This window comes from Nonomuraea sp. PA05, assembly GCF_008086045.1.
Taxonomy (GTDB): domain Bacteria; phylum Actinomycetota; class Actinomycetes; order Streptosporangiales; family Streptosporangiaceae; genus Nonomuraea; species Nonomuraea monospora.
Genome location: NZ_VSEY01000030.1, coordinates 121,035 through 142,723, shown reverse-complemented (window position 1 = coordinate 142,723; position 21,689 = coordinate 121,035). Strand labels below are relative to the sequence as shown.

20 protein-coding genes are annotated in these 21,689 nt (G+C 71.4%); 11 read left to right on the top strand and 9 right to left on the bottom strand.

Annotated features, from left to right (window positions below; all coding sequences use genetic code 11):
- Window positions 1–80: 80 nt before the first annotated feature.
- A complete protein-coding gene (locus tag FXF51_RS39285) occupies window positions 81–1,310 on the top strand; it encodes a GNAT family N-acetyltransferase (RefSeq protein WP_148439827.1) in 1,230 nt (409 codons plus the stop codon).
- Window positions 1,311–1,324: 14 nt separating this feature from the next.
- Entirely contained in the window at window positions 1,325–1,471 is a 147-nt protein-coding gene (locus FXF51_RS61205; RefSeq protein WP_187414810.1) for a hypothetical protein, read from the top strand.
- Window positions 1,472–1,755: 284 nt separating this feature from the next.
- Here FXF51_RS61205 and FXF51_RS39280 read toward each other — a convergent pair whose 3' ends face one another.
- Window positions 1,756–2,223, bottom strand: a complete 468-nt coding sequence (locus tag FXF51_RS39280; protein WP_148439826.1) for a ribose-5-phosphate isomerase — start codon at window positions 2,221–2,223, stop codon at window positions 1,756–1,758.
- A 95-nt stretch (window positions 2,224–2,318) separates the two neighbouring features.
- Here FXF51_RS39280 and def point away from each other — a divergent pair, with 95 nt between their 5' ends.
- Both def and FXF51_RS39270 read left to right on the top strand, forming a co-directional pair.
- The gene (gene def, locus FXF51_RS39275; RefSeq protein ID WP_148439825.1) at window positions 2,319–2,804 is read left to right on the top strand and encodes a peptide deformylase; all 486 of its coding nucleotides are present in this window, start codon (window positions 2,319–2,321) and stop codon (window positions 2,802–2,804) included.
- A gap of 9 nt (window positions 2,805–2,813) precedes the next feature.
- Complete coding sequence (locus FXF51_RS39270; RefSeq protein WP_148439824.1) at window positions 2,814–3,545, top strand: SDR family oxidoreductase; 732 nt, start codon at window positions 2,814–2,816, stop codon at window positions 3,543–3,545.
- A 43-nt stretch (window positions 3,546–3,588) separates the two neighbouring features.
- Here the strand turns inward: FXF51_RS39270 and FXF51_RS39265 are convergent, their stop codons facing one another.
- Together FXF51_RS39265 and FXF51_RS39260 are read right to left on the bottom strand one after the other, a co-directional pair.
- Window positions 3,589–4,992, bottom strand: a complete 1,404-nt coding sequence (locus FXF51_RS39265) for an aldehyde dehydrogenase family protein (protein WP_148439823.1) — start codon at window positions 4,990–4,992, stop codon at window positions 3,589–3,591.
- Window positions 4,993–5,090: 98 nt separating this feature from the next.
- Window positions 5,091–5,708, bottom strand: coding sequence for a DsbA family protein (locus tag FXF51_RS39260; protein ID WP_148439822.1), 618 nt, complete (start codon window positions 5,706–5,708; stop codon window positions 5,091–5,093).
- Window positions 5,709–5,797: 89 nt separating this feature from the next.
- Here FXF51_RS39260 and pepN point away from each other — a divergent pair, with 89 nt between their 5' ends.
- The 3 genes from pepN to FXF51_RS39245 all read left to right on the top strand — a co-directional run bounded on the left by pepN (window position 5,798) and on the right by FXF51_RS39245 (window position 11,235).
- Entirely contained in the window at window positions 5,798–8,335 is a 2,538-nt protein-coding gene (pepN, locus tag FXF51_RS39255) for an aminopeptidase N (RefSeq protein WP_148439821.1), read from the top strand.
- Between the two features lie 88 nt (window positions 8,336–8,423).
- Complete coding sequence (locus tag FXF51_RS62125; RefSeq protein WP_222871641.1) at window positions 8,424–9,890, top strand: serine/threonine-protein kinase; 1,467 nt, start codon at window positions 8,424–8,426, stop codon at window positions 9,888–9,890.
- Window positions 9,891–10,281: 391 nt separating this feature from the next.
- A complete protein-coding gene (locus FXF51_RS39245) occupies window positions 10,282–11,235 on the top strand; it encodes a hypothetical protein (RefSeq protein WP_148439820.1) in 954 nt (317 codons plus the stop codon).
- A 48-nt stretch (window positions 11,236–11,283) separates the two neighbouring features.
- Here the strand turns inward: FXF51_RS39245 and FXF51_RS39240 are convergent, their stop codons facing one another.
- Both FXF51_RS39240 and FXF51_RS39235 read right to left on the bottom strand, forming a co-directional pair.
- Window positions 11,284–11,646 (bottom strand): DUF5130 family protein, encoded by a 363-nt coding sequence (locus FXF51_RS39240; RefSeq protein ID WP_148439819.1) that lies wholly within the window; start codon window positions 11,644–11,646, stop codon window positions 11,284–11,286.
- A 52-nt stretch (window positions 11,647–11,698) separates the two neighbouring features.
- Complete coding sequence (locus FXF51_RS39235) at window positions 11,699–11,989, bottom strand: hypothetical protein (RefSeq protein WP_148439818.1); 291 nt, start codon at window positions 11,987–11,989, stop codon at window positions 11,699–11,701.
- A 213-nt stretch (window positions 11,990–12,202) separates the two neighbouring features.
- Here FXF51_RS39235 and FXF51_RS39230 point away from each other — a divergent pair, with 213 nt between their 5' ends.
- Window positions 12,203–13,030 carry a nuclease-related domain-containing protein gene (locus FXF51_RS39230; protein ID WP_148439817.1) on the top strand — a complete coding sequence of 276 codons (828 nt, stop codon included), beginning with the start codon at window positions 12,203–12,205 and terminating at the stop codon, window positions 13,028–13,030.
- Window positions 13,031–13,071: 41 nt separating this feature from the next.
- On the opposite strand, the gene FXF51_RS39225 is transcribed toward FXF51_RS39230, so the two are convergent.
- Complete coding sequence (locus FXF51_RS39225; RefSeq protein WP_148439816.1) at window positions 13,072–15,687, bottom strand: ABC transporter substrate-binding protein; 2,616 nt, start codon at window positions 15,685–15,687, stop codon at window positions 13,072–13,074.
- A gap of 245 nt (window positions 15,688–15,932) precedes the next feature.
- Here FXF51_RS39225 and ilvD point away from each other — a divergent pair, with 245 nt between their 5' ends.
- From ilvD to FXF51_RS39210, 3 genes are all read left to right on the top strand, one after another.
- Window positions 15,933–17,771, top strand: a complete 1,839-nt coding sequence (gene ilvD, locus FXF51_RS39220; RefSeq protein WP_148439815.1) for a dihydroxy-acid dehydratase — start codon at window positions 15,933–15,935, stop codon at window positions 17,769–17,771.
- A 148-nt stretch (window positions 17,772–17,919) separates the two neighbouring features.
- Complete coding sequence (locus FXF51_RS39215; RefSeq protein ID WP_187414809.1) at window positions 17,920–18,447, top strand: helix-turn-helix transcriptional regulator; 528 nt, start codon at window positions 17,920–17,922, stop codon at window positions 18,445–18,447.
- A gap of 476 nt (window positions 18,448–18,923) precedes the next feature.
- Window positions 18,924–19,799, top strand: a complete 876-nt coding sequence (locus tag FXF51_RS39210; protein WP_148439814.1) for a serine hydrolase — start codon at window positions 18,924–18,926, stop codon at window positions 19,797–19,799.
- A gap of 9 nt (window positions 19,800–19,808) precedes the next feature.
- Here FXF51_RS39210 and FXF51_RS39205 read toward each other — a convergent pair whose 3' ends face one another.
- The 3 genes from FXF51_RS39205 to FXF51_RS39195 form a co-directional block, all read right to left on the bottom strand.
- Window positions 19,809–20,015: an FmdB family zinc ribbon protein gene (locus FXF51_RS39205; protein ID WP_148439813.1), complete on the bottom strand. Its 207-nt coding sequence runs from the start codon at window positions 20,013–20,015 to the stop codon at window positions 19,809–19,811.
- A gap of 100 nt (window positions 20,016–20,115) precedes the next feature.
- The gene (locus FXF51_RS39200; RefSeq protein WP_148439812.1) at window positions 20,116–20,913 is read right to left on the bottom strand and encodes a GNAT family N-acetyltransferase; all 798 of its coding nucleotides are present in this window, start codon (window positions 20,911–20,913) and stop codon (window positions 20,116–20,118) included.
- Window positions 20,914–20,958: 45 nt separating this feature from the next.
- Window positions 20,959–21,465: an HNH endonuclease gene (locus FXF51_RS39195; protein ID WP_043640342.1), complete on the bottom strand. Its 507-nt coding sequence runs from the start codon at window positions 21,463–21,465 to the stop codon at window positions 20,959–20,961.
- Between the last annotated feature and the right edge of the window lie 224 nt (window positions 21,466–21,689).

Sequence of the window (21,689 nt, the reverse complement as noted above, 5' to 3'; positions counted from 1 at the left end):
AGCCCACTTGACCAACGCCTTGATCATTAAGGGCGTATATTAGGTGGCCGTCCCCCTTTGCCCGCTCCTACCGTGGACGGATGACGTATCCCATCCGCCCGATTGACGCGTCCGAGTGGCCGGCCTTCGCCAGGGTGAACGAAGAGTCGTTCGGCTGGACGCCGCATCCCGAGCAAGCCGAGCGGTACAAGGCGCAGACCGAGTTCGACCGGACCCTCGCCGCCTTCGACGGCGAGCAGATCGTGGGAGTCACCGGCGTCTTCAGCCTCACCATGACGGTCCCGGGCAGGCAGCTCCCCGTCGCCGGCGTGACCGCCGTCAGCGTCCTGGCCTCCCACCGGCGCCGCGGCGTGCTGTCGTCGCTGATGCGCAGGCAGCTCGACGACATCCGCGAGCGCGGCGAGTCCGTGGCGGCGCTCTACGCCTCAGAAGCGCTCATCTACGGCCGGTACGGCTACGGCAGGGCCTCCAGCGAGCTGTCCTTCAGGATCGACAGCCGCCGTTCCGGGTTCGTGCCCGGCGCGCCGCACGACCCCTCACTCCGTCTCAGAGTCGCCAAACCCGCCGACGTACGCGGTGAGCTGGAAAAACTCTTCGCCACCGTCGTCACGCGGCGGCCCGGCAGGTACGAGCGCGTCCCCCAGACCTGGACCGCCGTGCTCGCCGACGAGGAGTACGACCAGCACGGCGCGGGCACGCTGCGCTCGATCCTGGCCGAGGACGACGGCGGCGTGCGCGGCTACGCCCTGTTCCGCATCAAGTCGTCCTGGGACGACGCGGGCGTCCCCGACGGGACGCTGAAGCTGTACGAGCTGGAGGCCTCCGACCCGGCCGCCTACGCCCTGCTCTGGCGCAGCGTGCTCGACCGCGACCTCGTCACCACCGTCCAGGCGGGCGGGCGGCCCGTGGACGACCCGCTCACCGTGCTCATGGCCGACCAGCGCCAGCTCCGGCCGCGGTGGGCCGACGAGCTGTGGGTACGGCTCGTCGAGGTCGACCGGGCGCTCACCGAGCGGTCCTACTCGGCGCCCGTGGACGCGGTCATCGAGGTCGAGGACGACGTCTGTCCGTGGAACGCCCGCCGCTGGCGGCTCACCGCCGACCTGACGGGCGCCGAGTGCAAGCCGGTGGACGACGAACCCGACGTGACACTGCCGGTGAGCGCGCTCGGGTCGGCGTACCTGGGGGACGGGACGCTGGGCGAGCAACTCGAGGCCGGGCTGCTGCGCGAGCACTCGGCCGGGGTGGTGCGGCGGCTCGCCACCGCCATGTCGTGGAGCCCCAAGCCGTGGGCCGGGCTGACGTTCTGACGTAGGGTCGGGGTATGGCGCTGCAGAGTTTGCAGATCACGGCGGTTGTGGCCATGCGGGCCCGGGATGTGTCCCGGCCGTCGAAGGAGCAGCAGGAGGCGGCCGATCGGCGGCCGTTGCGGGATGAGATGCCCAGGCGCGACTCCAAGCGCAAGGGCTGACCTCTTGGGCCGTCGCCCGCCCCACCGCCGCACTTCGGTGCGGTCCTTTCGGGGGGCGGGGCGGCCCCTTCGCGCGTGATGCGGCCCAGGGCCGCCGCACGTCCGTGGGTGGGCGCGCTCACGGCGCCCTGCGGGCGAACGTGCTCAGGGCACTCTGCGGCAGGCGCGCTCACGACGTCCTGGGGCGGGCGCGCTCACGCAGCCCCGTGGCGCGCACCCCACGCCGCTGCGGCGGGCGCCGCCCTCCGGCCCGGCCGGGCGAGCGGGCGTCCGCAGGTGACGGGCTAAGGCAGCGAAGGCAGTTGCCCGATCGTCTCGTACGTGGTGAGCTGCGCGATCCGCCTGCTGTGCCGCTCGCTCCCGGAGAACGACGTCCCCAGGAACACCTCCACGAACCTGGTGGCCTCGTCTAGGGAGTGCATGCGCGCCCCCACCGCCACGACGTTGGCGTTGTTGTGCTCACGCCCGAGGCCGGCCGTCTCCTCGCTCCAGGCCAGGGCCGCGCGGATGCCGCGCACCTTGTTGGCGGCGATCTGCTCGCCGTTGCCCGACCCTCCGATGACCACGCCGAGGCTGCCGGGGTCGCCCGCGACGCCTTCGGCCGCCCGCAGGACGAACGCCGGATAGTCGTCCTCGGCGTCGTAGACGAAGGGACCGCAGTCGGTCACCTCGTGCCCGTGGTCCTTAAGCCAGGACACCAGGTGGTTCTTGAGCTCATAGCCGGCATGGTCGGCACCGATGTAGACACGCACCCGTCCAGTCTTCCACAGCCGCGCCGATCGGGCTCGCCCGCTAGAGTAAGGGCCTGCATCGCAGTCCAGTCCTTACATCGCGAAAGCAGAGAGCCATGCGAGAGATCCGCGTCATCGGCGATCCCGTCCTGCGCACGCCGGCCGAGCCGGTGACGGACTTCGACCGGGAGCTGCGCCGCCTGATCGAGGAGATGTTCCAGGCCATGTACGCGGTCAACGGCGTCGGCCTCGCGGGCCCGCAGATCGGCGTGTCGCGGCGGCTGTTCGTCTACGACATCGCCGGGCGCAAGGGTCATGTGATCAACCCGCTGCTGACCGTGGACGACCCCGAGGACGTGCCGGACGAGGAGGGCTGCCTGTCGGTGCCCGACCGCCGGACCCGCCAGCCGATCTACGCCACGGTCGCCCGCGCCGCCGGCGTGACCGTCGAGGGCCTGGACCGGCTGCAGCGCCCCGTACGCGTCAAGGCGCGCGGCTCGCTGGCCCGCTGCTTCCAGCACGAGACCGAGCACCTCGACGGCAAGCTCTACGTTGATCGCCTGCCGCGAAACGAGGCCCGGGAGATCATGCTCAAGGCATAGTTTGGCGGCATGAGCGTACTTTCCGGAAAGGGCGCATTGGTTACCGGAGGCTCCCGGGGCATCGGCAAGGCCATCGTGGAGCGACTGACCAGCGACGGCGCGGAAGTCGTCTTCAACTACCAGAATTCAGCGGAGGCCGCCGAGCAGGTGGCCAAGGAGACCGGCGCGCACGCCGTACGGGCGGATCTGGGCAGCAGGGAGGACCTGGAGCGGCTGTTCGCCGAGGCGCAGGCGCGGCTGCCCGGGGTGGACATCCTGGTCAACAACGCCGCCACCGACGAGCCGAAGAAGCTCATCGCCGACCTGACGGACGAGGAGTACGAGCGGGTGTTCGCGGTGAACACCCGGGCCGTCTTCCTGTCCATCCAGTGGGCCGGGCGGGTGATGCGCGACGGCGGGCGCATCATCAACGTCTCGTCGCTGAACACACAGGTGCCCGCGCCGACCCTGGCGCTCTACTGCGGCTCGAAGGGCGCGATGGAGCAGTTCACCAAGGTCGCGTCGCGGGAGCTGGGGGTTCGCGAGATCACGGTCAACACCGTCTCGTCGGGGGCCACCGACACCGACATGCTGCGCAAGGCCAACTCGCCCGAGACACTGGCGCAGATGCCCGCCATGACCGCGTTGCAGCGGCTGGGCAGGCCCGACGACCTCGCCGCGGTGGTCGCGATGCTCGCCGGGCCGGACGGGCGGTGGGTCACCGGGCAGAACATCCTGGCGACCGGCGGCCTGTTCGTCTAGCCAGGCTCTTCCGGGGAGCCGCCCGGCTCCCCGGAAGCAGGCGCTAGAGCTGCAACGACTTGACTTCCAGGTATTCCTCCAGGCCGTGCTCGCCCAGCTCGCGGCCGACACCCGACTGTTTGTAGCCGCCGAACGGCGCCGCCGGGTTGAACCGGCCGCCGTTGATCGACACCTGGCCGGTGCGCAGCCGGCGGGCGACCGCGACCGCGTGCTCCTCGGTGCCCGCCCAGACGGCGCCGGCCAGGCCGTACTTGGTGTCGTTGGCGATCTCGACGGCGTTGTCCTCGCTCGTGTACGGGATCAGCGTGAGCACCGGCCCGAAGATCTCCTCCTGCTCGATCGTCATCCCTGGCTCCACGGCCGCGAACACGGTGGGCTCGACGTAGTAGCCGCGCTCGTGCGGCCGTTCGGTGCCGCCCGCCACCAGCCTGGCGCCCTCCTCCTGGCCGCGGTTGACGTAGCGGATCACCCGGTCGCGCTGGGTCGCGGACACGAGAGGGCCGATCTTGGTGGACTCGTCGAAGGGGTCGCCGACGCGGTAGCCGCGCGCGGTCTCGACGGCCATGTGCACGGCCTCGTCGTACTGGTCGCGCTGGACGATCATGCGGCTCCACGCCGAGCAGGTCTGTCCGGCGTTGACGAAGCAGTTGGCCACCCCGACCTTGACGGCCAGCGGCAGGTCGGCGTCGGGCAGGATGATGTTGGCGGACTTGCCGCCCAGCTCCAGCGCGACCCGCTTGACGGATTCGGCGGCCAGCGCGGCCACCCTGCGGCCGGCGGCGGTGGAGCCGGTGAAGGAGACCATGTCCACCTCGGGGTGGGCGGCCATCGCCTCGCCCACGACCGGGCCTCGGCCGCTGACCAGGTTGAACACGCCCGGGGGCAGGCCGATCTCCTCGAAGATCTCGGCCAGCGCGTACGCGGCCAGCGGCGCCACCTCGCTCGGCTTGAGCACCACGGTGCACCCGGCGGCGAGGGCGGGGGCGACCTTGCACACGATCTGGTGCAGCGGATAGTTCCACGGGGTGATCGCGGCGACCACGCCGATGGGCTCCTTGACCACCAGGGAGTTGCCCACGCGCGACTCGCGCGGGTGGCTCTCGGCGAGCCGGGCGTAGGAGGCCAGGACGGTCGCCGGCATGAGCGTCTGTACCTTGAGCGCGAAGCCGAGCGGCGCGCCCATGTCGCGGGCGATCGTCTCTGCTATCTTGTCGGATCGCTGTTTCAGCAGGTCGGCCGCGTGGGCGAGCAGTTTTCCGCGCTCGCTCGCAGCCGTCCGCGACCATTCGGGGAAGGCTTTTCTGGCTGCTGCCGCAGCCGCTTCGACGTCGTCGGGTGAGCCTGCGGGCACCCGGTCGATGATCTCTTCCGTGGCCGGGTTGACGACCTCGATGGGCTCGGCAGAGGCCGAAGCGGTCCAGGAGCCGCCGATGAACAGCTGACGCATGGGCCCATCCTTACAGTGACCCGCGCCACATGGCGAGGGCTCATCCTGACCGAGGGATAAGCCCTTTCCACCGTCACCTGCTTTTCTGCACCGCCATATCAGTCGAACTGGGGGCGCTTGGTGCGGGTGCGCTTCAGCTCGAAGAAGTCGTCGTACTGGGTGACCATGAGCACGCCGTCCCAGAGCTTGCCCGCGTCCTCGCCGCGGAGGATCTTGGTGATGACGGGGCCGAAGAAGGCGTTCTCCCCTACGCGGATGATCGGGGTGCCGACCTCCTGGCCGACGAGGCCGATGCCTTCGTCGTGGGAGGCGCGGATGACGTCGTCGTACTCCTCGGAGTTCATGGCGTCGGCGAGGCCGCGCTCCAGGCCGGCGTCGTCGAGCGCGCCCTCGATGACCTCGCGGCGGCGCTCGGGGTCCTTGATGCCCTGGTTGTGCAGGCGGGTGCCGAGCCCGGTGTAGAGCGGGCCGATGACCTGCTCGCCGTGCTTGGCGGCGGCCGCGGCGACGGTCCTGATGGCCCCCATGGCCTTGGCGGCCCGCTCGAGGTAGTCGGCGGGGACGTCCTTCTCCTGGTTGAGGAAGTACAGCGACATCATGCGCCAGCGCGGCTCGATGGGGCGGACCTTCTCCACCTCCAGGAGCCAGCGCGAGGTCACCCACGCGAATGGACAGGAGGGGTCGAACCACAGGTCCACGGGAATCTTCTCAGTCATGTCTGCCCGTAACCTGAGGTGGTTCGGGTCCTATTCCCGGCATGGCAGGATACGGACAACCCCGACGAAGTGGTGAAAAGGAGCGCAACTTGGCAGGCAACCTGACCCGGGACGAGGCTCGTGAGCGCGCCCGGCTGTTGAAGGTCGAGTCGTACGAGGTCGCACTCGACCTGACAGAGGGAGAGGAGCGCTTCGACAGCGTCACCAAGGTCCGCTTCACCAGCACCACCCCGGGGGCGTCCACCTTCGTCGACCTCCACGGCGCCAATCTCCGCAGGGTCACGCTCAACGGCGCCGACCTCGACGTGTCGGCCTACGACGCCGACAAGGGGCGCTTCCCGCTCACCTCGCTCGCCGCGTCCAACGAACTGGTCGTGGACGCCGACTGCACCTACATGCGCACCGGCGAGGGCCTGCACCGCTTCGTCGACCCCGTGGACCAGAAGGTCTACCTGCACAGCCAGTTCGAGACGGCCGACGCGCACCGCATGTATGCCTGCTTCGACCAGCCCGACCTCAAGGCCACGTTCCAGCTCACCGTGCTGGCCCCGGCCGACTGGGAGGTGGTCTCCAACTCCGCCGCCGACAGCATCGAGGAGGTGGCCGAGCGGGCCGCCAGGCGGTGGGAGTTCGCCACCACACCGGTCATCTCCACTTACATCACCGCGCTGGTAGCAGGTCATTACCACAAGGTGACCTCCGAGCACGACGGCATCCCGCTCGGCGTCTACTGCCGGTCCTCGCTGGCCGAGCACCTCGACGCCGACAACATCCTCGAAGTCACCCGCCAGGGTTTCGACTTCTTCCACCGCGTGTTCGGCGTGCGCTACCCGTTCGGCAAGTACGACCAGCTCTTCGTGCCCGAGTTCAACGCCGGCGCGATGGAGAACGCGGGCTGCGTGACCTTCCTGGAGGACTACGTCTTCCGCTCCCGTGTCACCGACGCCGTCGTCGAGCGGCGCGCCGAGACGATCCTGCACGAGATGGCGCACATGTGGTTCGGCGACCTCGTCACCATGCGCTGGTGGGACGACCTGTGGCTGAACGAGTCGTTCGCCACCTACATGTCCGTGCTCGCCCAGGCCGAGTCCACCCGGTGGAACAAGGCGTGGACCACGTTCGCGAACGTGGAGAAGTCCTGGGCCTACCGCCAGGACCAGCTCCCCTCCACCCACCCCATCGCCGCCGACATCCCCGACATGCAGGCGGTCGAGGTCAACTTCGACGGCATCACGTACGCCAAGGGCGCCTCGGTGCTCAAGCAGCTCGTGGCCTACGTCGGCCTCGACAACTTCCTGGCGGGCGTACGCGACTACTTCGCCGCCCACGCCTGGGGCAACACCGAGCTCGAAGACCTGCTCAACGCCCTGGAGCGGACCTCGGGCCGCGACCTGTCGTCCTGGTCGAAGGAGTGGCTGGAGACCTCCTGGGTCAACACGCTGCGCCCCGAGTTCGAGGTGTCCGGCGGCCGGTTCACCAGCTTCGACGTGCTGCAGGAAGCGCCGGTCGAGCACCCCACGCTGCGCTCCCACCGGATCGCGATCGGCCTGTACTCGCTGGCCGGCGGCAAGCTGACCCGTACCAAGCGGGTGGAGCTGGACGTGGTCGGCGCCCGCACCAGCGTCAGCCGGCTCATCGGCGAGGAGCAGCCCGACCTGGTGCTGCTCAACGACGACGACCTCACCTACGCCAAGATCCGCCTCGACGCCGACTCCCTGCGGACGCTCGTCGACGGCGGCATCACCGCGTTCACCGAGTCCCTGCCGCGCGCCCTGTGCTGGACCGCCGCCTGGGACATGACCCGCGACGGCGAGATGTCCACCCGCGACTACGTCAAGCTGGTCATCTCCGGCGTGGCCACCGTCAGCGACATCACCGTCCTGCAGACCGTGCTGCGGCAGGCCCGCCTGGCCGCGCAGCAGTACGCCGACCCGGCCTGGCGGGCCGAAGGCCTGTCCCTGCTGGCCACCGAGCTGCGCACGCTGCTCGACTCCGCCGAGCCCGGCTCCGACCAGCAGCTCTCCTTCCTCCAGGCGTACGCGGCCGTCGCCACGTCCGAGGAGGAGCTGAGCCTGCTGCAGGGCGTGCTCGACGGCACGGCGGTGCCCGAGGGCGTCACCGTGGACGCCGACCTGCGCTGGACCCTCGTGCAGGCGCTCGTCTCCGGCGGCCGGCTCGGCGAGGCCGACATCGAGGCCGAGCTGGAGCGGGACCCTACGGCCACGGGTGAGCGCTCGGCCGCGCAGTGCCGGGCCGCGATCCCGACCGCCGAGGCCAAGGAGGCGGCCTGGACGCGGATCGTGAGCGGCACGCTGGCCAACCACATCGCCCGCGCCACGATCGGCGGCTTCCAGGACCCGCGCCACCCCGAGCTGATGGGGCCGTACCGGGAGAGGTACTTCGCCGAAGTCGGGCGGATCTACCAGGAGTGGACGTTCGACCAGGCCTCGACGTTCGCCGTCGGGTGCTTCCCCGCGCTGCTCATCGAGCCCACCACGGTGCGGTCGGCGCACGACTTCCTGTCCGCCGCGCAGCCGCCGCAGGCGCTGCGCCGGCTCATCCTCGAAGGCGCCGACGGCGTCCGCCGCGCCCTGCGCAACAGGGAGAAGGACGCCGCGTCCGCGTGACGCCCCGGCCGGCCCACGCCCCTGACAGGCACGGGCCGGCTACGCCGAGTTGACGCTGGCATCCAGGGCGCGGTGTTAGCCTCGAAACGTGCTAGGCCCGGGGTCCTCCCTCAACGAACGCTACGTGCTCGGCACCCGCATCGGTGGCGGGGGCATGGGCGAGGTGTGGCGTGCCGACGACACGGTCCTCGGGCGCACGGTGGCGGTCAAGGTGCTGATGCCCGCGCTCAGCGAGGACCCGACGTTCGCCCAGCGCTTCCAGAACGAGGCCAGAGCCATGGCCACGCTCACCCACCCCGGCGTCGTCGACGTCTACGACTACGGCATCAGCGACGTCGACGGGCGCCGGGTGAGCTTCCTGGTCATGGAGCACATCCAGGGCGAGTCGCTCGACCGCGCCCTGCGGCGGGGCGGGCCGCTCGGCGTCGCCGCCACCATGAAGCTGGTCGCCGAGGTCGCCGACGCGCTCACCGCCGCGCACGCGCAGGGCATCGTGCACCGCGACGTCAAACCGGCCAACCTCATGGTCAAGCCGGACGGCAGCGTCGTGCTCACCGACTTCGGCATCGCCCACTCCGCCTCCGCCGGCCAGCTCACCGCCACCGGGACGATGCTCTGCTCGGCCGGCTACTGCGCTCCCGAGATGGCCACCTCCAACGAGGTGACGCCCGCGGTCGACCTGTACGCGCTGGGGGTCGTGGCCTACGAGTGCCTGAGCGGGCACCTGCCGTTCCAGGGCGACACGCCCATTCAGATCATCTTCAAGCACCTCAACGCTCCTGCACCGCGGCTGCCCGACGACATTCCCGCAGGCGTGCGGCAGGTGGTGGAGCGGGCGCTGGAGAAGGCGCCCGAGGGGCGGTGGCAGACCGCGCCGCAGATGGCCGAGGCGGCGCGTGCCGCGCTGACCTCGCCCGCGGCCGGCGCCTACGACCCGTCAGCCGCCACCGATCCGTCAGCCTCGATCGGTGCTATGGCCGGTGGCGCTGTGAGCGGTCCCGCGGACGGCTTCGCGGCTGCGGGCACGGGTGGGGGCGCGTCCGGCTCGCAGGGGACGCCTGGCACAGGGGGAACGCCCGTCACGGCGACCAAGCCCGTCGGGTCACCGTCGAGGCGGCGGCGCCGGACGGTGCAGGCGGTGATCACCATGTTGGCCGCGGTGCTCGTGTCGGCCGCCGTCGCCGGGTTCGTCTGGTTGCGGCCCGTCGAGCAGGCGTCCCGCGGCGAGACGCCCGTCCCGCCCGTCAGCGTCAGCAGCCCGGCCGACCTCCTGCCCACCACTCCGTCGGCCACCGGCGGCAGGAAGCACACGGTGCAGCCGAGCAAGCGCCAGCCCAGCCCACGGGCGACCCGCCCCACGGGCGAGCCCTCCCCCAGCCCGACGGTCACCACGTCCAGCCCGCCGACGGAGAGCCCCTCGGCGACGCCTACGACGTCCGAGCCGGAGGAGCCCACGGAGGAGCCGACCACGCCGGGGCCCGAGGAGCCGACGGTCGAGCCTACGATCACCAGTCAGCCGGGCGAGATCCAGTGCATCCGCGCCCCCTGTCCGTGACCACCCACCCTGCCGTGGGCGGCGTCGCATCCCGCCCGTGAGCACTTGGCCCGCCCACGCTCCCCCTGCGCCCACCCTCCCGACCGCCCCGGCGTCGCCCGTCTCCGCCAGTCCTCCTGCGTCGCCCTCTCCGCCCACCTCCGCCCGACTCCGGCGTCGCCCGTCTCCGCCCGCCCTCCGGCGTCGCCCTCTCCGCCCACCTCCGGCCGGCTCCGGCGTTGTTCGTCTCCGCCCCCTCCGGCCCGCTCCTTCTCCGTCCGCCGTCCGCCGCCCCGCCCGCCCGCGATCGCGACGTACCCTGGCCGGAGCCGCCACCCTGAGGGCGGGCCTGGCGGCGACACCCATGGGCCTCATGTCCGTAATCCCTGCCTGATCGTGAGAAAGTCATCGCGTGGACTCGACTCGTGACCTGCTCGTCGCCCTAGCCCGCCGTTACGCCTTCGCCGACCTCGGCGCGCTCGCGCCCGCCGCCGAGATCGCGGAGGTGTGCGAGTTCGGGCACCGGCTGCTCTCGCTCGACGCCGAGGACTTCGCGGCCGAGGCCCGGGTCGTACCCGCCGACCTGCGACGACGCGCCAGGGCCTGCCACATGCCGCAAACCCCGCGCGAGCAGCCACGGGGAGCGCTGGAGTCGCTGCGGCCCGCGTACGGGCTGCTGCTCGAGGTCATCGCCGTACGGTGGCACCGGCGCGAGCTGAGCCCCATGATCGCCGCCGTGCACATCGCCAGCGAGTACCTGCCACTGCTCGCCTTCGAGCCGCAGCTCGGCCACGCCGGCGATCCGGCCAGGTGGCCGGTGGGGCTGAGCGCGGCGGGGAGCCGGTTCGGCGTGATCGGCGACCGGGAGTGCGACCACACCAAGTCCGAGCAGTCCGCCACCAACCGGACCCTGCGGGTCTCGACCGAGCCCGCCGAGGGCTGGCGCGCCTACTTCGACCGCCAGCACAGCCAGGTGGCCGGGGCGATCGGCGTGTGCGTGGCCACCTGCCGCAACCCCTGCACGTCCATGGCCTGGATCGATCCGGAGCCGCGCGCCGACCTGCAGTCGCGGGCCCGTACGGCGCTCGCGTTCGCCGAGACCCCGCTCGTGCGGCTCAGGCACGCGGCGCCGGTGGGGCACGGGTTCGGGGTGCCGTCGCCCGAGGAGGTGCTCGACGCGTGGGAGCGCAGCCGGGCGGTGCTCGACAAGAACCCGATCGGCACGGCGGCGCTGAAGGACGACGGGTTTCCGCTCCCGGGGCTGCCGTCGCTCTTCTCGGCCATCGCCGACGCCGCCATCGAGCCGGCGACGCTGCTGCACGGGGTCAGCGAGCACATCGTGACCCTGCTCGAACGCCACCCGTGACCCTGCTCGAACGTCACCCGTGACGCCGCCGCGGCGTCAGCGGCGGCGTCAGCGGCGGGCGGTGGCCTGTTCGCCGAGCGCGCCGATCCCGTACAGCAACCCGCCGATCAGATCGCCCGCGCTGAACGCCGTGGCCATGGACATGGCCGTCATCCGGCAAGCCCCGTCGCTGAGCCGACGGCGAGCGTTCTCGCCCGTGACGATCTCCAGCGCCCGCCCCCGCGGATCCACGAACACCACCACGGCGTCGTCGGCATCCACGCCGAGGGCGGCGTGCAGGCGCTCGGCGAAGTGCCGCCGCCCGCCCACGGGATCGCCGAGGAACACGCCGAACCGCAGCCCGCTGCGCCGCTCCGCGGTGTGCAGGGCCTTACGGACGTCGTCGCCCTGGGCGGCGGTCAGTCCTTTCATGGGTCACCTCACCATCCGCCGAAACCGGTCCCGCCGAGGTTCATGCGGCGCCTCACCATCCCGCCGAGGCGCCGCCGACGCGTCTGCCGGGCTCAGCGGTCTCGGCGGCGGTCACCCAGTCGTCCTCGGGCACCTCCGCCCACGCCGCCACCCTGTCGGCCAGTACGAGGCCGGACGTGCTCACCCCACGCTCGCTCCGGGAAGGGCCTCCCAGCCACACGGGGCCGGCTTCGATGCGGCGCTGCGCACCGCGTACCGGCACCATGACGAGCAGGGTGATCAGTACGAACAGCCCCATGGACACGCCGATGAGGAAGAGCAGAATCTCCGCCGCGCTGTTCACACCAAGACCGTAAACCTCGTCAGCGGGCTCGACCAGACCCGTCGTCGGGGTGGTCCTCTCCCAGGGTTAAGATCTTTTACCGAGCGGGGGTTCTCTAGAGAAGAACAATAGACATACCCCGAAAACATGCGTGGAACACGATGAGCTGGGCCATAAAACTATGGACACGGCAACACTAGGAATCGATCGAATCTCCGGGCTACGGTGAGTGACGTGGACTCCGACAACCAGCGAGAAGACGGTCACAACGCGTCACCCATCTGGGTGAGCGACCGACCAGAAAGCGAGCAGACCGCCGCCGCGAAGCCTTCGGCGCCCACCTCCACGTACGCGCCGGTCGAGCGCGCGTCCGTGCGTAGCCTGCTGCAGCAGCCCCGCTTCCGCCGCCTGCGCAACCGTGTGATCCTCGCGGTGGTCGTCGGCCTGGCGGTGGGCTTCCTCGTGCAGGACTGGCGGGTGGGTGTGACCGCGGGCGTGATCGCGGCCATCCTCGAGGCGGTCTACCGCGCTCGCTCCAGTTCGTCCGTGCCCGCGTGGCGGCGGACGTCCGTGGCCGAGCGCCGCACGGAGGCGCAGTTGCGCAGGCTTGAGCGCAGCGGCTACCGAACGTTGCACGCCAGGGCGATCCCGGGCAGCGAGGCCCAGATCGACCACCTCGTGGTGGGCCCGACGGGCGTGTACGCGGTCGACTCCGAGAAGTGGGACCGCCGGCTGCCCGTACGCGTGCAGATGGGCAAGAAGCTGTTCCACGGCCCGTTCGACATGAAGCCCCGCCTCACCGAGGCCAAATGGGAGGCGACGCAGGCCAGCGAGCTGATCAGCGAGTCGTTCGGCCGTGAGGTCGCGGTCGTGCCGTCGCTGGCGATCTACGGCCCGCCGGTGCCGTGGAAGATCATGAACATTCGCGGCGTGGACGTCTACCAGGGCGATCGCGCCCGGAAGTGGATCACGAAGCGGGAGCGGGCGCTGACGACCGCTGAGATCGACCGGATCTACGACATCGCCGCGCAGGTGCTGCCCGCCCGTTACGGCGAAGGCTGACCCACTCACCGCCGGCGCCCTCGGCGGCGGTGAGCACCGGGCTAGCGGTAGCGCTCAGGGATCGAGTCGCACCAGGGGAACAGCTCGTCGTCGGTGGCGCCGGTGATGTTCCCGCAGGCGCCGATCTGGGTGGGCCGCTCCGCGCCCTTGACGTGCAGGATCAGCACGGCCTTGTCCAGCGGGTACTGCCGGGGCGAACTCGCCCCGAAGTCCAGCGCCCCCGTGGCGCCCTCGATGGCGTGGCCGGTCGGGTCCGCGGTGTAGAGGGTGCCGAGCTGGCGCCAGACGGTGTAGGAGTTCACGGGCACGCGGTGGCGCATGCCGCCCAGCCTGCGGATGGCGGTGATCATCGTCTCGGTGGCGTCGTACGACAGCGCGGCGTGCCCGTCCAGGGTGCGTCCTGGGCCGGGCTCCTCGCACTCGAAGGGGAACGTGGCGAACAGCTCGGCGTAGAAGTCGTGCCGCTGCGGCTGGCCGCACTTGCTGGGCGCGACGGCGAACGACTCGTAGTAGTAGCCGATCCCGCCGACGGCCGATCGGACGCGCACATCGGCGACGTAGCGGGTGACGTCGTCGCCCCCGAGGATGACCGGCGGCGACGACGCGCACTTGTCGGCCACCCCCTTCACGAACTCGGCGAAGTCGGGGATGCCCCGGCCGGCGAAGTACACGAGCCCGTCGAAGCCGCAGGCCGACACTCCCGCGTCGCGCGGGTCGCCCGCGTACGGGTCCTCGCTGCGGTCCCCCGCGCCCGGCTTGGCCAGGCCGATGGGCGTGAAGCGGTGCGCCTCGACGGCGAAGCGGCTCTCCCGCAGATTGGCGACGACGCGGGACTTCAGGTTGGCCGCGTAGTAGTCGGTCTCGTCGTGGGAGTAGTAGACGCGGGCCCTGCGGGCCACCTCGCCCTTGGCGGCCAGCGAGCCGGCGAAGGCCGCGGCCATCCACGCCTGCCTGGAGTTCTGCGGCGCCACCTGGAAGTAGAACGGCGACTCGTTGACGAGGCGGTCGGCCGACAGCGTGGAGGCCACCATGGGCAGCCCGGCCTTGCCCAGCTCCTGGATGGCGGCGACCGTCTCCTGGCGGCTCTGGTCCAGGCCCACGACGCCCACGATGGGCGCCTGGCCGTCCTGATAGCGCAGCAGCAGCCGGGCGATGCGGGAGCCGTGCTGCATGCGCCCGCCCGCGTTGGCCAGCAGGATGCGGACGAGCGGTTCGCTGGGACCGGCCGCGCCGTTCTGCCGCTTCTGGGCGATGGCCACGCCCGCCAGGCCCTCGCGGGCGGCGGCCAGCGTGTCGTTGTCGGAGGAGGTCAGCGCCGCCAGGTAGACGATCGTCACGTACGGCCGGTCGCTGCCCTCGCTCAGCCGCGCGGCCCGCTCGTTCTCCTGCTGGAGCACCGCCTGGACCTGCCGCATCTCGGCGTTGCCCGGCGCGAAGAGGTAGTCGGGCTCGGCCACGCCCACGCACTCGGTGCCGGCGAGCTGTCTGCCGCTCTCCGACCAGGGCGTCCACAGGCCGGTCGCGCAGGCGTTCCGGTGCCAGGCGGCGGTCTGGCCCGCGTACGCGCCCACGGCGCCGGCCAGGGCCATCCAGAACAGGGTGATGGCGACCCAGGACGACCACCAGGGCGCCACCCGGGCGGGCGGCACCCAGGTGCGGTCGGCGACGTCGTACCGGGACAGGTCGGACGGCAGCGGCGGCGCGCTGATGGCCAGCGGGTTGCGCAGCACCTGGCCCCAGGTCGCCGCGTCGTCGGCGGTGACGAGCTCCCTGCGCCAGCGGATGAGCGTCCACAGCGGCTCCTCGTCGTCCTCGATCTGGACGGCGTCGGCCGTGTAGGAGACGACCACGACCGGGTCGAACCTGTCGAGGTCCGCGCGCCGTTCCGCCATCAGCTCGACCAGCTCGTCCCCGTGCTCGTTGAGCAGCAGCAGGGGGTAGAAGACGTGGGCGGCGCCCCGCACGTGGGACGGCGAGCGCCGGTACTGGCGCGAGAGGTCGTCCATGAACGCGCGCAGCAGCAGCCGCGAGACGCGCTTGTCGTCGTCCGGGTCGAGGCCTGCCAGGAGGGCGGGCACGCCGGGCGCGGCGCGATCGTCCTGCGACAGGGCGCGGCGCAGCCAGCGGAACCTGCCGCCGAGACCCGGCACGCGCCCGCTCAGCCGCAGGTCGTGCAGGAAGCCGGGCACCAGCCGCAGCAGCAGGTTGATCGGGAACGGCACGTGCTCGGCGCCCGTGCTGGCCGTGTCCACGCCCCAGCCCCAGTTGCGGTCGGCCTCGCGCAGGACGCGGCGGGCGTGCTCCTCGCTGCCGTGCGTCTCGGCGAGCTGCTCGACCAGCAGCGCGGTCAGCCGGTAGCGCGGGAAGCGGAGCCGGTTGCTGCGCAGCTCGGCCACGATGCGGGCGAGAATCCTGGGGATCGGCTCGCCGGGCTGGATGTCCGGGTGGGCGCGCGGGATGTCGGGCGAGATGACGTGCGTGACGGCCTTGTCACCGAAACCACTGAGGCTCTTGGGCGCCAGCGCTTGCGGCCAGGCGCCGGCCTCGCTGAGCCGGACGAGCGGGATCCCCTTGCGGTCCGTGTGCTGCCTGGCCTCGGCCCCCTCCCGCCAGCCGGTGAGCAGCGGCCGTCTGGCGACGTGCGGGGAGTCCTGCACGCCCTCGCCCCTGGCAGGTCTTCGGCATAAGCGGTCTATCGTATGAATGAAGTTGCCGACCCTTGCGGGGTCGTCCAGCATGGCTGCCCCGTGACTCATTTGATCTCTGTAACACGAGTTCAGGTGTCAGCGGCCGTCGATTCCGGCACGATCCGGTAACCAACCGTCCGAGGCATGGACAAGCGTCTCATTCACCGGGCGGTGGCCGTAACATGTGAAGACTCGCCAACGATGGGAGATGCCCAATGCCCGCCCTCAGGTCACGTACAGTCACCCACGGCAGGAACATGGCCGGTGCCCGGGCCCTGCTCCGGGCGACCGGCGTAGCCGGGAGCGACTTCGGCAAGCCCATCATCGCGGTGGCCAACAGCTTCACCCAGTTCGTGCCGGGCCACGTGCATCTGCGCGAGGTCGGCGACGTGGTGTCCGCGGCGATCAGGCAGGCCGGGGCCATCCCCCGCGAGTTCAACACGATCGCGGTCGACGACGGCATCGCGATGGGTCACGGCGGCATGCTCTACTCGCTGCCGTCGCGCGAGCTGATCGCCGACGCGGTCGAGTACATGGTCGAGGCCCACTGCGCCGACGCGCTGATCTGCGTGTCCAACTGTGACAAGATCACCCCGGGCATGCTGCTGGCCGCGTTCCGGCTGAACATCCCGACGATCTTCGTCTCCGGCGGCCCCATGGAGGCCGGCAAGACGCCGGGCAAGAAGCTCGACCTCATCGACCCGATGATCGCCTCCGCCGACGACTCGGTCTCCGACGCCGAGCTGCTGGAGATGGAGGAGAACGCCTGCCCGACCTGCGGCTCCTGCTCCGGCATGTTCACCGCCAACTCCATGAACTGCCTCGCCGAGGCCATCGGCCTGGCGCTGCCGGGCAACGGCACGATCCTGGCCACGCACAAGGCGCGCAAGCAGCTCTTCGAGGACGCCGGCCGCCAGCTCGTGGAGATCACCCGCCGCTACTACGAGGACGGCGACGAGTCGGTGCTGCCGCGCTCCATCGCCACCCGCGAGGCGTTCGAGAACGCGATGACCCTCGACGTGGCGATGGGCGGCTCCACCAACACGATCCTGCACATCCTGGCCGCCGCCCGCGAGGCGGAGGTCGACTTCGGGCTCAAGGAGATCAACGAGATCTCGCTGCGGGTGCCGTGCCTGTGCAAGGTGGCCCCGGCCACCGCCAAGTACCACATCGAGGACGTCCACCGCGCCGGCGGCATCCCCGCCATCCTGGGCGAGCTCGACCGCGCCGGGCTGCTGCACCGCGACGTGCCCACCGTGAACGGCGGCACGCTGGCCGACCTGCTGGCCCAGTGGGACGCCATGTCGCCGACGGTCAAGCCGCAGGCCGTGGAGCTGTGGCACGCGGCGCCCGGCAACGTGCGCACGGTCAAGGCGTACTCGCAGGACAACCGCTGGGACGACCTCGACCTCGACCGCGAGGCGGGCTGCATCCGCGACCGCGAGCACGCCTACACCGCCGACGGCGGCCTGGCCGTGCTCTACGGCAACATCTCGCGCGACGGCGCGGTCGTGAAGACGGCCGGCGTGGACGAGTCGATCTGGAAGTTCAGCGGGCCCGCCGTGGTGTTCGAGTCGCAGGAGCAGGCGGTCGAGGGCATCCTCGGCGGCAAGGTCAAGGCCGGCGACGTGGTCGTCATCCGCTACGAGGGCCCCAAGGGCGGCCCCGGCATGCAGGAGATGCTCTACCCGACGTCCTTCCTGAAGGGCAAGGGTCTGGGCAAGGTGTGCGCGCTGGTCACCGACGGGCGCTTCTCCGGCGGCACCTCCGGGCTGTCGATCGGCCACGCCTCCCCCGAGGCGGCCGAGGGCGGCACGATCGCGCTGGTCGAGGACGGCGACATCATCGACATCGACATCCCCGGCCGGTCGATGGAGCTGCGGGTGCCCGAGGCCGAGCTGGCCGCGCGGCGCGAGCGGCTGCTGGCCGACCTGGGCGGCTACCGGCCGCGCGACCGCGACCGGCAGGTGAGCGTGGCGCTGCAGGCCTACGCGGCCATGACGACGTCGGCCTCTACGGGCGCCTCGCGCGACCTGTCGCAGCTCTCGCGGTAGCCACTCCACCGCTACGAGGGCGGCAGGTCTCGCGCCTGCCGCACCGTTCCCTGTGCGGTGGGCGGGTGGGTTCTCGCCTGCCGCACAGGCACCTGTCTTCCCGGACAGACTTTCGAAAATTGTCGGTGCTTACCCCTATTGTTGGGGTATGACGACAGTCGTGAAGCACGATACTCGCCCGCTGACGACCGCCGAGATCGCCGCACTCGCCCTCTCCCTCGCCCACCTCGGCGCGGGCCCCCAGGCCGTCACCGCCAGGCGTGGCCTGCAGCACGCATTCGAGCACCTCGACCTCGACGACGACGTCATCGCCACCACGCTCACGACGCTGACCGAGCCGCTGCCCGTTGACGTCGCCTCCCGTGCCCGGCTGATGGCCGACGCCATCACTAGCCGGCTCATGATCCGCCTGCACTACCGCGACGCCTCCGGTGTCGTCACCTCTCGCGACGTCGAGCCGGTGACGTGCCTGGTGCACCGCGAATACTGGTACCTGGTCGGCGTGTGCAAGATGCGCCGTGGGATCAGGGCGTTCAGGTTCGACCGGATCATCGCGGTCGAGCCCACGCTCACGCCGTCCCGGCCGCACCTGGCCGATCGGTTCCTGCCGTTCCAGCGCCGCAAGCGCCGGGCCGTCACGGCGGCCGGCACCGGCCAGCGAAGGCTGACCGCCTGACCCTGACCCACCCGCCGAGCCGCCGCCGCAGAAGGCCTGCACGGCGGCCTCGGCGGACCCACCGCCCTCGGCCGACAACGGCCGCTCGCCTGCCGCCTCGGCCAACAGTGGCTGGCTCGCCTGCTGCCTCGGCGAAGAGAGGCGGGCGCGCCGGCGGCTTCGGCGCAGCCGACGGCCTGGACGCACCTGGCGGTCTCGGCGAAGCCTGGGGCCACGGTGAAGCGGGGGACCTCGGTGAAGCCTGGGGCCTCGGTGAAGCAGGGGGCCTCGGTGAAGCCTGGGGCCACGGTGAAGCAGGGGGCCTCGATGAAGTGGGGGGCCTCGGCGACAGCTGCAGGCCTCGGTGAGCTGGCAAACGCGGCGAACGGCGCCGGGCTGGGTGCTCCTGGCGTGCGTCGGCGTGCCACGCCGAAACTGGCCGAGGTTTGACCATCGGCTCCCCGGCCGTTGGCGTGGCGGGTGGCAGGCTCCCGCACATGCGCGTACGGGGGTTCTCGCTCTTCGCCATCCTGCTGCTCGCCACGCCCGGCTGCGCGGCGCCTCCCCGCGAGGCGCCGCACCCAGCCCCAACAGCCGGGCGGCTGCCGCCGGACGGAGCCGACAGCGCGCTGCCGCCCGCCCACCGCCGCGCCCTCGACCGCGCATTGGAGCGCTACCTGCGCGAACGTCCGGGGCGGGCGGCGCTGGCCGTCCACGACCGCACCACCGGCGCCTGGTACACCTTCCGCGAGCACACCCCGTTCCTGCTGGCCAGCGTCGCGAAGGTGGACATCCTGCTGGCGTTCCTGCTCGGCAAGGACGGCCGGCGGCTGAGCGCGTACGAACGCAGGCTGGCCTCCCGCATGATCCGCTACAGCGACAACGACTGCGCGCACGAGCTGTACCTGACCATCGGCGGCCGGGACGGCCTGGACCGGGCGCTGCGCCGGCTCGGCGTGCGGCACACGCGGCCGGGCTCCGGGCTGTCCTGGGGTTACACCCACAGCAGGCCCTCTGACCAGGTGAAGGTCCTGGAGCGGCTGACCGGTGCCGGAGGGCCGCTGCCCGCCCGCAGCCGGCGCTACGCCCTCGATCTCATGTCGTCGGTGGCGCCGTCGCAGGCGTGGGGTGTCAGCGCGGCCGCGCCGGAGGGTGAGGTGGCGTTGAAGAACGGGTGGCTGCCGGCCGAGGTGCACGACGGGTTGTGGACGGTCAACAGCGTGGGGCGGCTCTTGGTGCGCGGGCACGAGTTGCTGATCGCCGTGCTGTCGGAGCGCAACCCCGCCATGGAGAACGGCGTCGCCACCGTGGAGCGGATGGCCCGGCTCGCGGTCCACACGCTGACCAGGCCGGACACAGGGGCCCCTGCCTAGAGGAGACGGTCAGGAGCAGCAGCCGCCGCCGCAGCACCCGCCGCCACCGGCGGGCCTGGGGGCGGACGCGCTGCCCGTCATGGAGACCGTGGAGAGCAGCTTCACCGTGTCGGCGTGGCCGTCGGGGCAGGTCGCCGGGTCGTCGGAGGCCGACATGGGGCGGGACACCTCGAACGTGGAACCGCAGGCGCGGCACCGGAAGTCGTAGCGCGGCATGGGGGTAGTTTAGCCGCGGTCGTGGTGTCCGCAGGGGCCGCTCGCCACTCCGCCACCGCACTGACGTGACGGGCGCGGTCCTTCGGGAGGCGCGGCGCCCTCAGTCGTAGCTGATGTGCGCGTAGTCCGAGACGGGCTCGTACCCGATCGACCGATAGATGGCGTTGCTCGTCGGATTGGCCAGATCGGTGAAGAGCACCACCTGTTCACACCGCTCCTCCAGCCCGACCCGGCTGGCGTGGGCGGTGACCGCAGCCCCATACCCTCGCCGCCTACGCGACGGCGGCGTGTACACGGGCCCGATGCGGCAGACCCCACCGGCCTCCGGGGAGAGCGCCGCGAGCGAGACGGGCGCCTGCTCCGCCTCCCACAGGAACAGCTCCCGCCCTTCCAGCCGCCGCACCACCCGGTCGACGACGTCGCCCTCGCCCATGCCGGTCTCGTCGCCGAACGCCTGGTACCAGCTCACCAGCAGCGGAAGATCACCGGCCACCGCGAGTCTGCCCCGGCCGGGCACGTCGGGGACGGCGAGGGTGCCGAGGCGGAAGAGCCGCTCGGAGACGACCCGTGACGGCTCACCGAGCAGCCGGGTGGCCTCGCCGGTGACCTCCAGGGGGCCGACGAACGTGGTGAGCCCGCCGTCCAGCGCCCGCACGAGGGGCGGGACGGCCTCGACGGGCACGGCGAACAGCCCGACGGGGAACGGCGGCGTGTGGAAGACGGCGCCGCGCACCTCTCCGTCCACCGTCCACCACCCGTAGCGGGGGTCCTTGACGGGCATGCCGGCCCGCAGGTTGGCCAGGACGGTCAGTGGCACGGTGTTGCGCACCGGGTCGCCGAGCAGGAACGGCTCGGCGACCGCGGCGTACTCCTCAACGGATGAGGTGAAGGTCCACATGCCTGCTCATGGTGTCAGGCATGTGGCCTCGCGCTCAACGCGGTTTCAGGCCGCTGCTTCCAGGTAGGGCGCCCATTGCGGGTCACCGACGAGCGAGGCGCCGATGAGCCGCCAGTGGGCGCCTCGTGGCACCGCCGGGCTGACGCGTAGCGTCCACCCCAGCTCCTCCAGGTACTTGTCGGCCTTGCGGTGGTTGCAGGTGGTGCAGGAGGCCACGCAGTTCTCCCACGTGTGCGTGCCGCCCCTGGACCGGGGGATGACGTGGTCGATGGTCTCGGCCTTCTGCCCGCAGTAGGCGCAGCGGTAGTCGTCGCGCCGCATGAGGGCGGCCCTGGTCAGGGGGATGCGGGACCGGTAGGGGATGCGGACATATCTGCGGAGCCTGATCACCGAGGGAACGTCGAGCGTGCGGCTGGCGGACCGCAGCACGGCGCCTCGGCCGTCGCGATGGACGACGTCGGCCTTCTCCCGCAGCACGAGCACGACGGCGCGGTGCAGCGAGAGGGTGGTCAGTGGCTCGTAGGTGGCATTCAGCAGCAGGACCTGGCGCATCATCGGGCCTCTTCCCGCTGCGCGCGTATCAAAGGGGACATGCCGCGGCATGTCCCTCCTGTCGGCCCCTCCTGGGGCACTCGTGCTTCCGTCACGTGGACCTCCGCCGGACGGTCCAGCGGATGGTCACCACGGCACCGTCCTGTCACCAAGTCTGGCGTTTGCACCGTGGTCCCCGCCACCCCAAAAACCACTCGCCGGAATGACCAGAGGGACGCACGGTA

Coding starts and splice junctions, on each gene's coding strand:
- FXF51_RS39285 (WP_148439827.1), top strand. CDS start 81: ATGACGTATCCCATCCGCCCGATTGACGCGTCCGAGTGGCCGGCCTTC.
- FXF51_RS61205 (WP_187414810.1), top strand. CDS start 1,325: ATGGCGCTGCAGAGTTTGCAGATCACGGCGGTTGTGGCCATGCGGGCC.
- def (WP_148439825.1), top strand. CDS start 2,319: ATGCGAGAGATCCGCGTCATCGGCGATCCCGTCCTGCGCACGCCGGCC.
- FXF51_RS39270 (WP_148439824.1), top strand. CDS start 2,814: ATGAGCGTACTTTCCGGAAAGGGCGCATTGGTTACCGGAGGCTCCCGG.
- FXF51_RS39265 (WP_148439823.1), bottom strand. CDS start 4,992: ATGCGTCAGCTGTTCATCGGCGGCTCCTGGACCGCTTCGGCCTCTGCC.
- FXF51_RS39260 (WP_148439822.1), bottom strand. CDS start 5,708: ATGACTGAGAAGATTCCCGTGGACCTGTGGTTCGACCCCTCCTGTCCA.
- FXF51_RS39240 (WP_148439819.1), bottom strand. CDS start 11,646: ATGAAAGGACTGACCGCCGCCCAGGGCGACGACGTCCGTAAGGCCCTG.
- ilvD (WP_148439815.1), top strand. CDS start 15,933: ATGCCCGCCCTCAGGTCACGTACAGTCACCCACGGCAGGAACATGGCC.
- FXF51_RS39215 (WP_187414809.1), top strand. CDS start 17,920: ATGACGACAGTCGTGAAGCACGATACTCGCCCGCTGACGACCGCCGAG.
- FXF51_RS39210 (WP_148439814.1), top strand. CDS start 18,924: ATGCGCGTACGGGGGTTCTCGCTCTTCGCCATCCTGCTGCTCGCCACG.
- FXF51_RS39205 (WP_148439813.1), bottom strand. CDS start 20,015: ATGCCGCGCTACGACTTCCGGTGCCGCGCCTGCGGTTCCACGTTCGAG.
- FXF51_RS39200 (WP_148439812.1), bottom strand. CDS start 20,913: ATGTGGACCTTCACCTCATCCGTTGAGGAGTACGCCGCGGTCGCCGAG.
- FXF51_RS39195 (WP_043640342.1), bottom strand. CDS start 21,465: ATGCGCCAGGTCCTGCTGCTGAATGCCACCTACGAGCCACTGACCACC.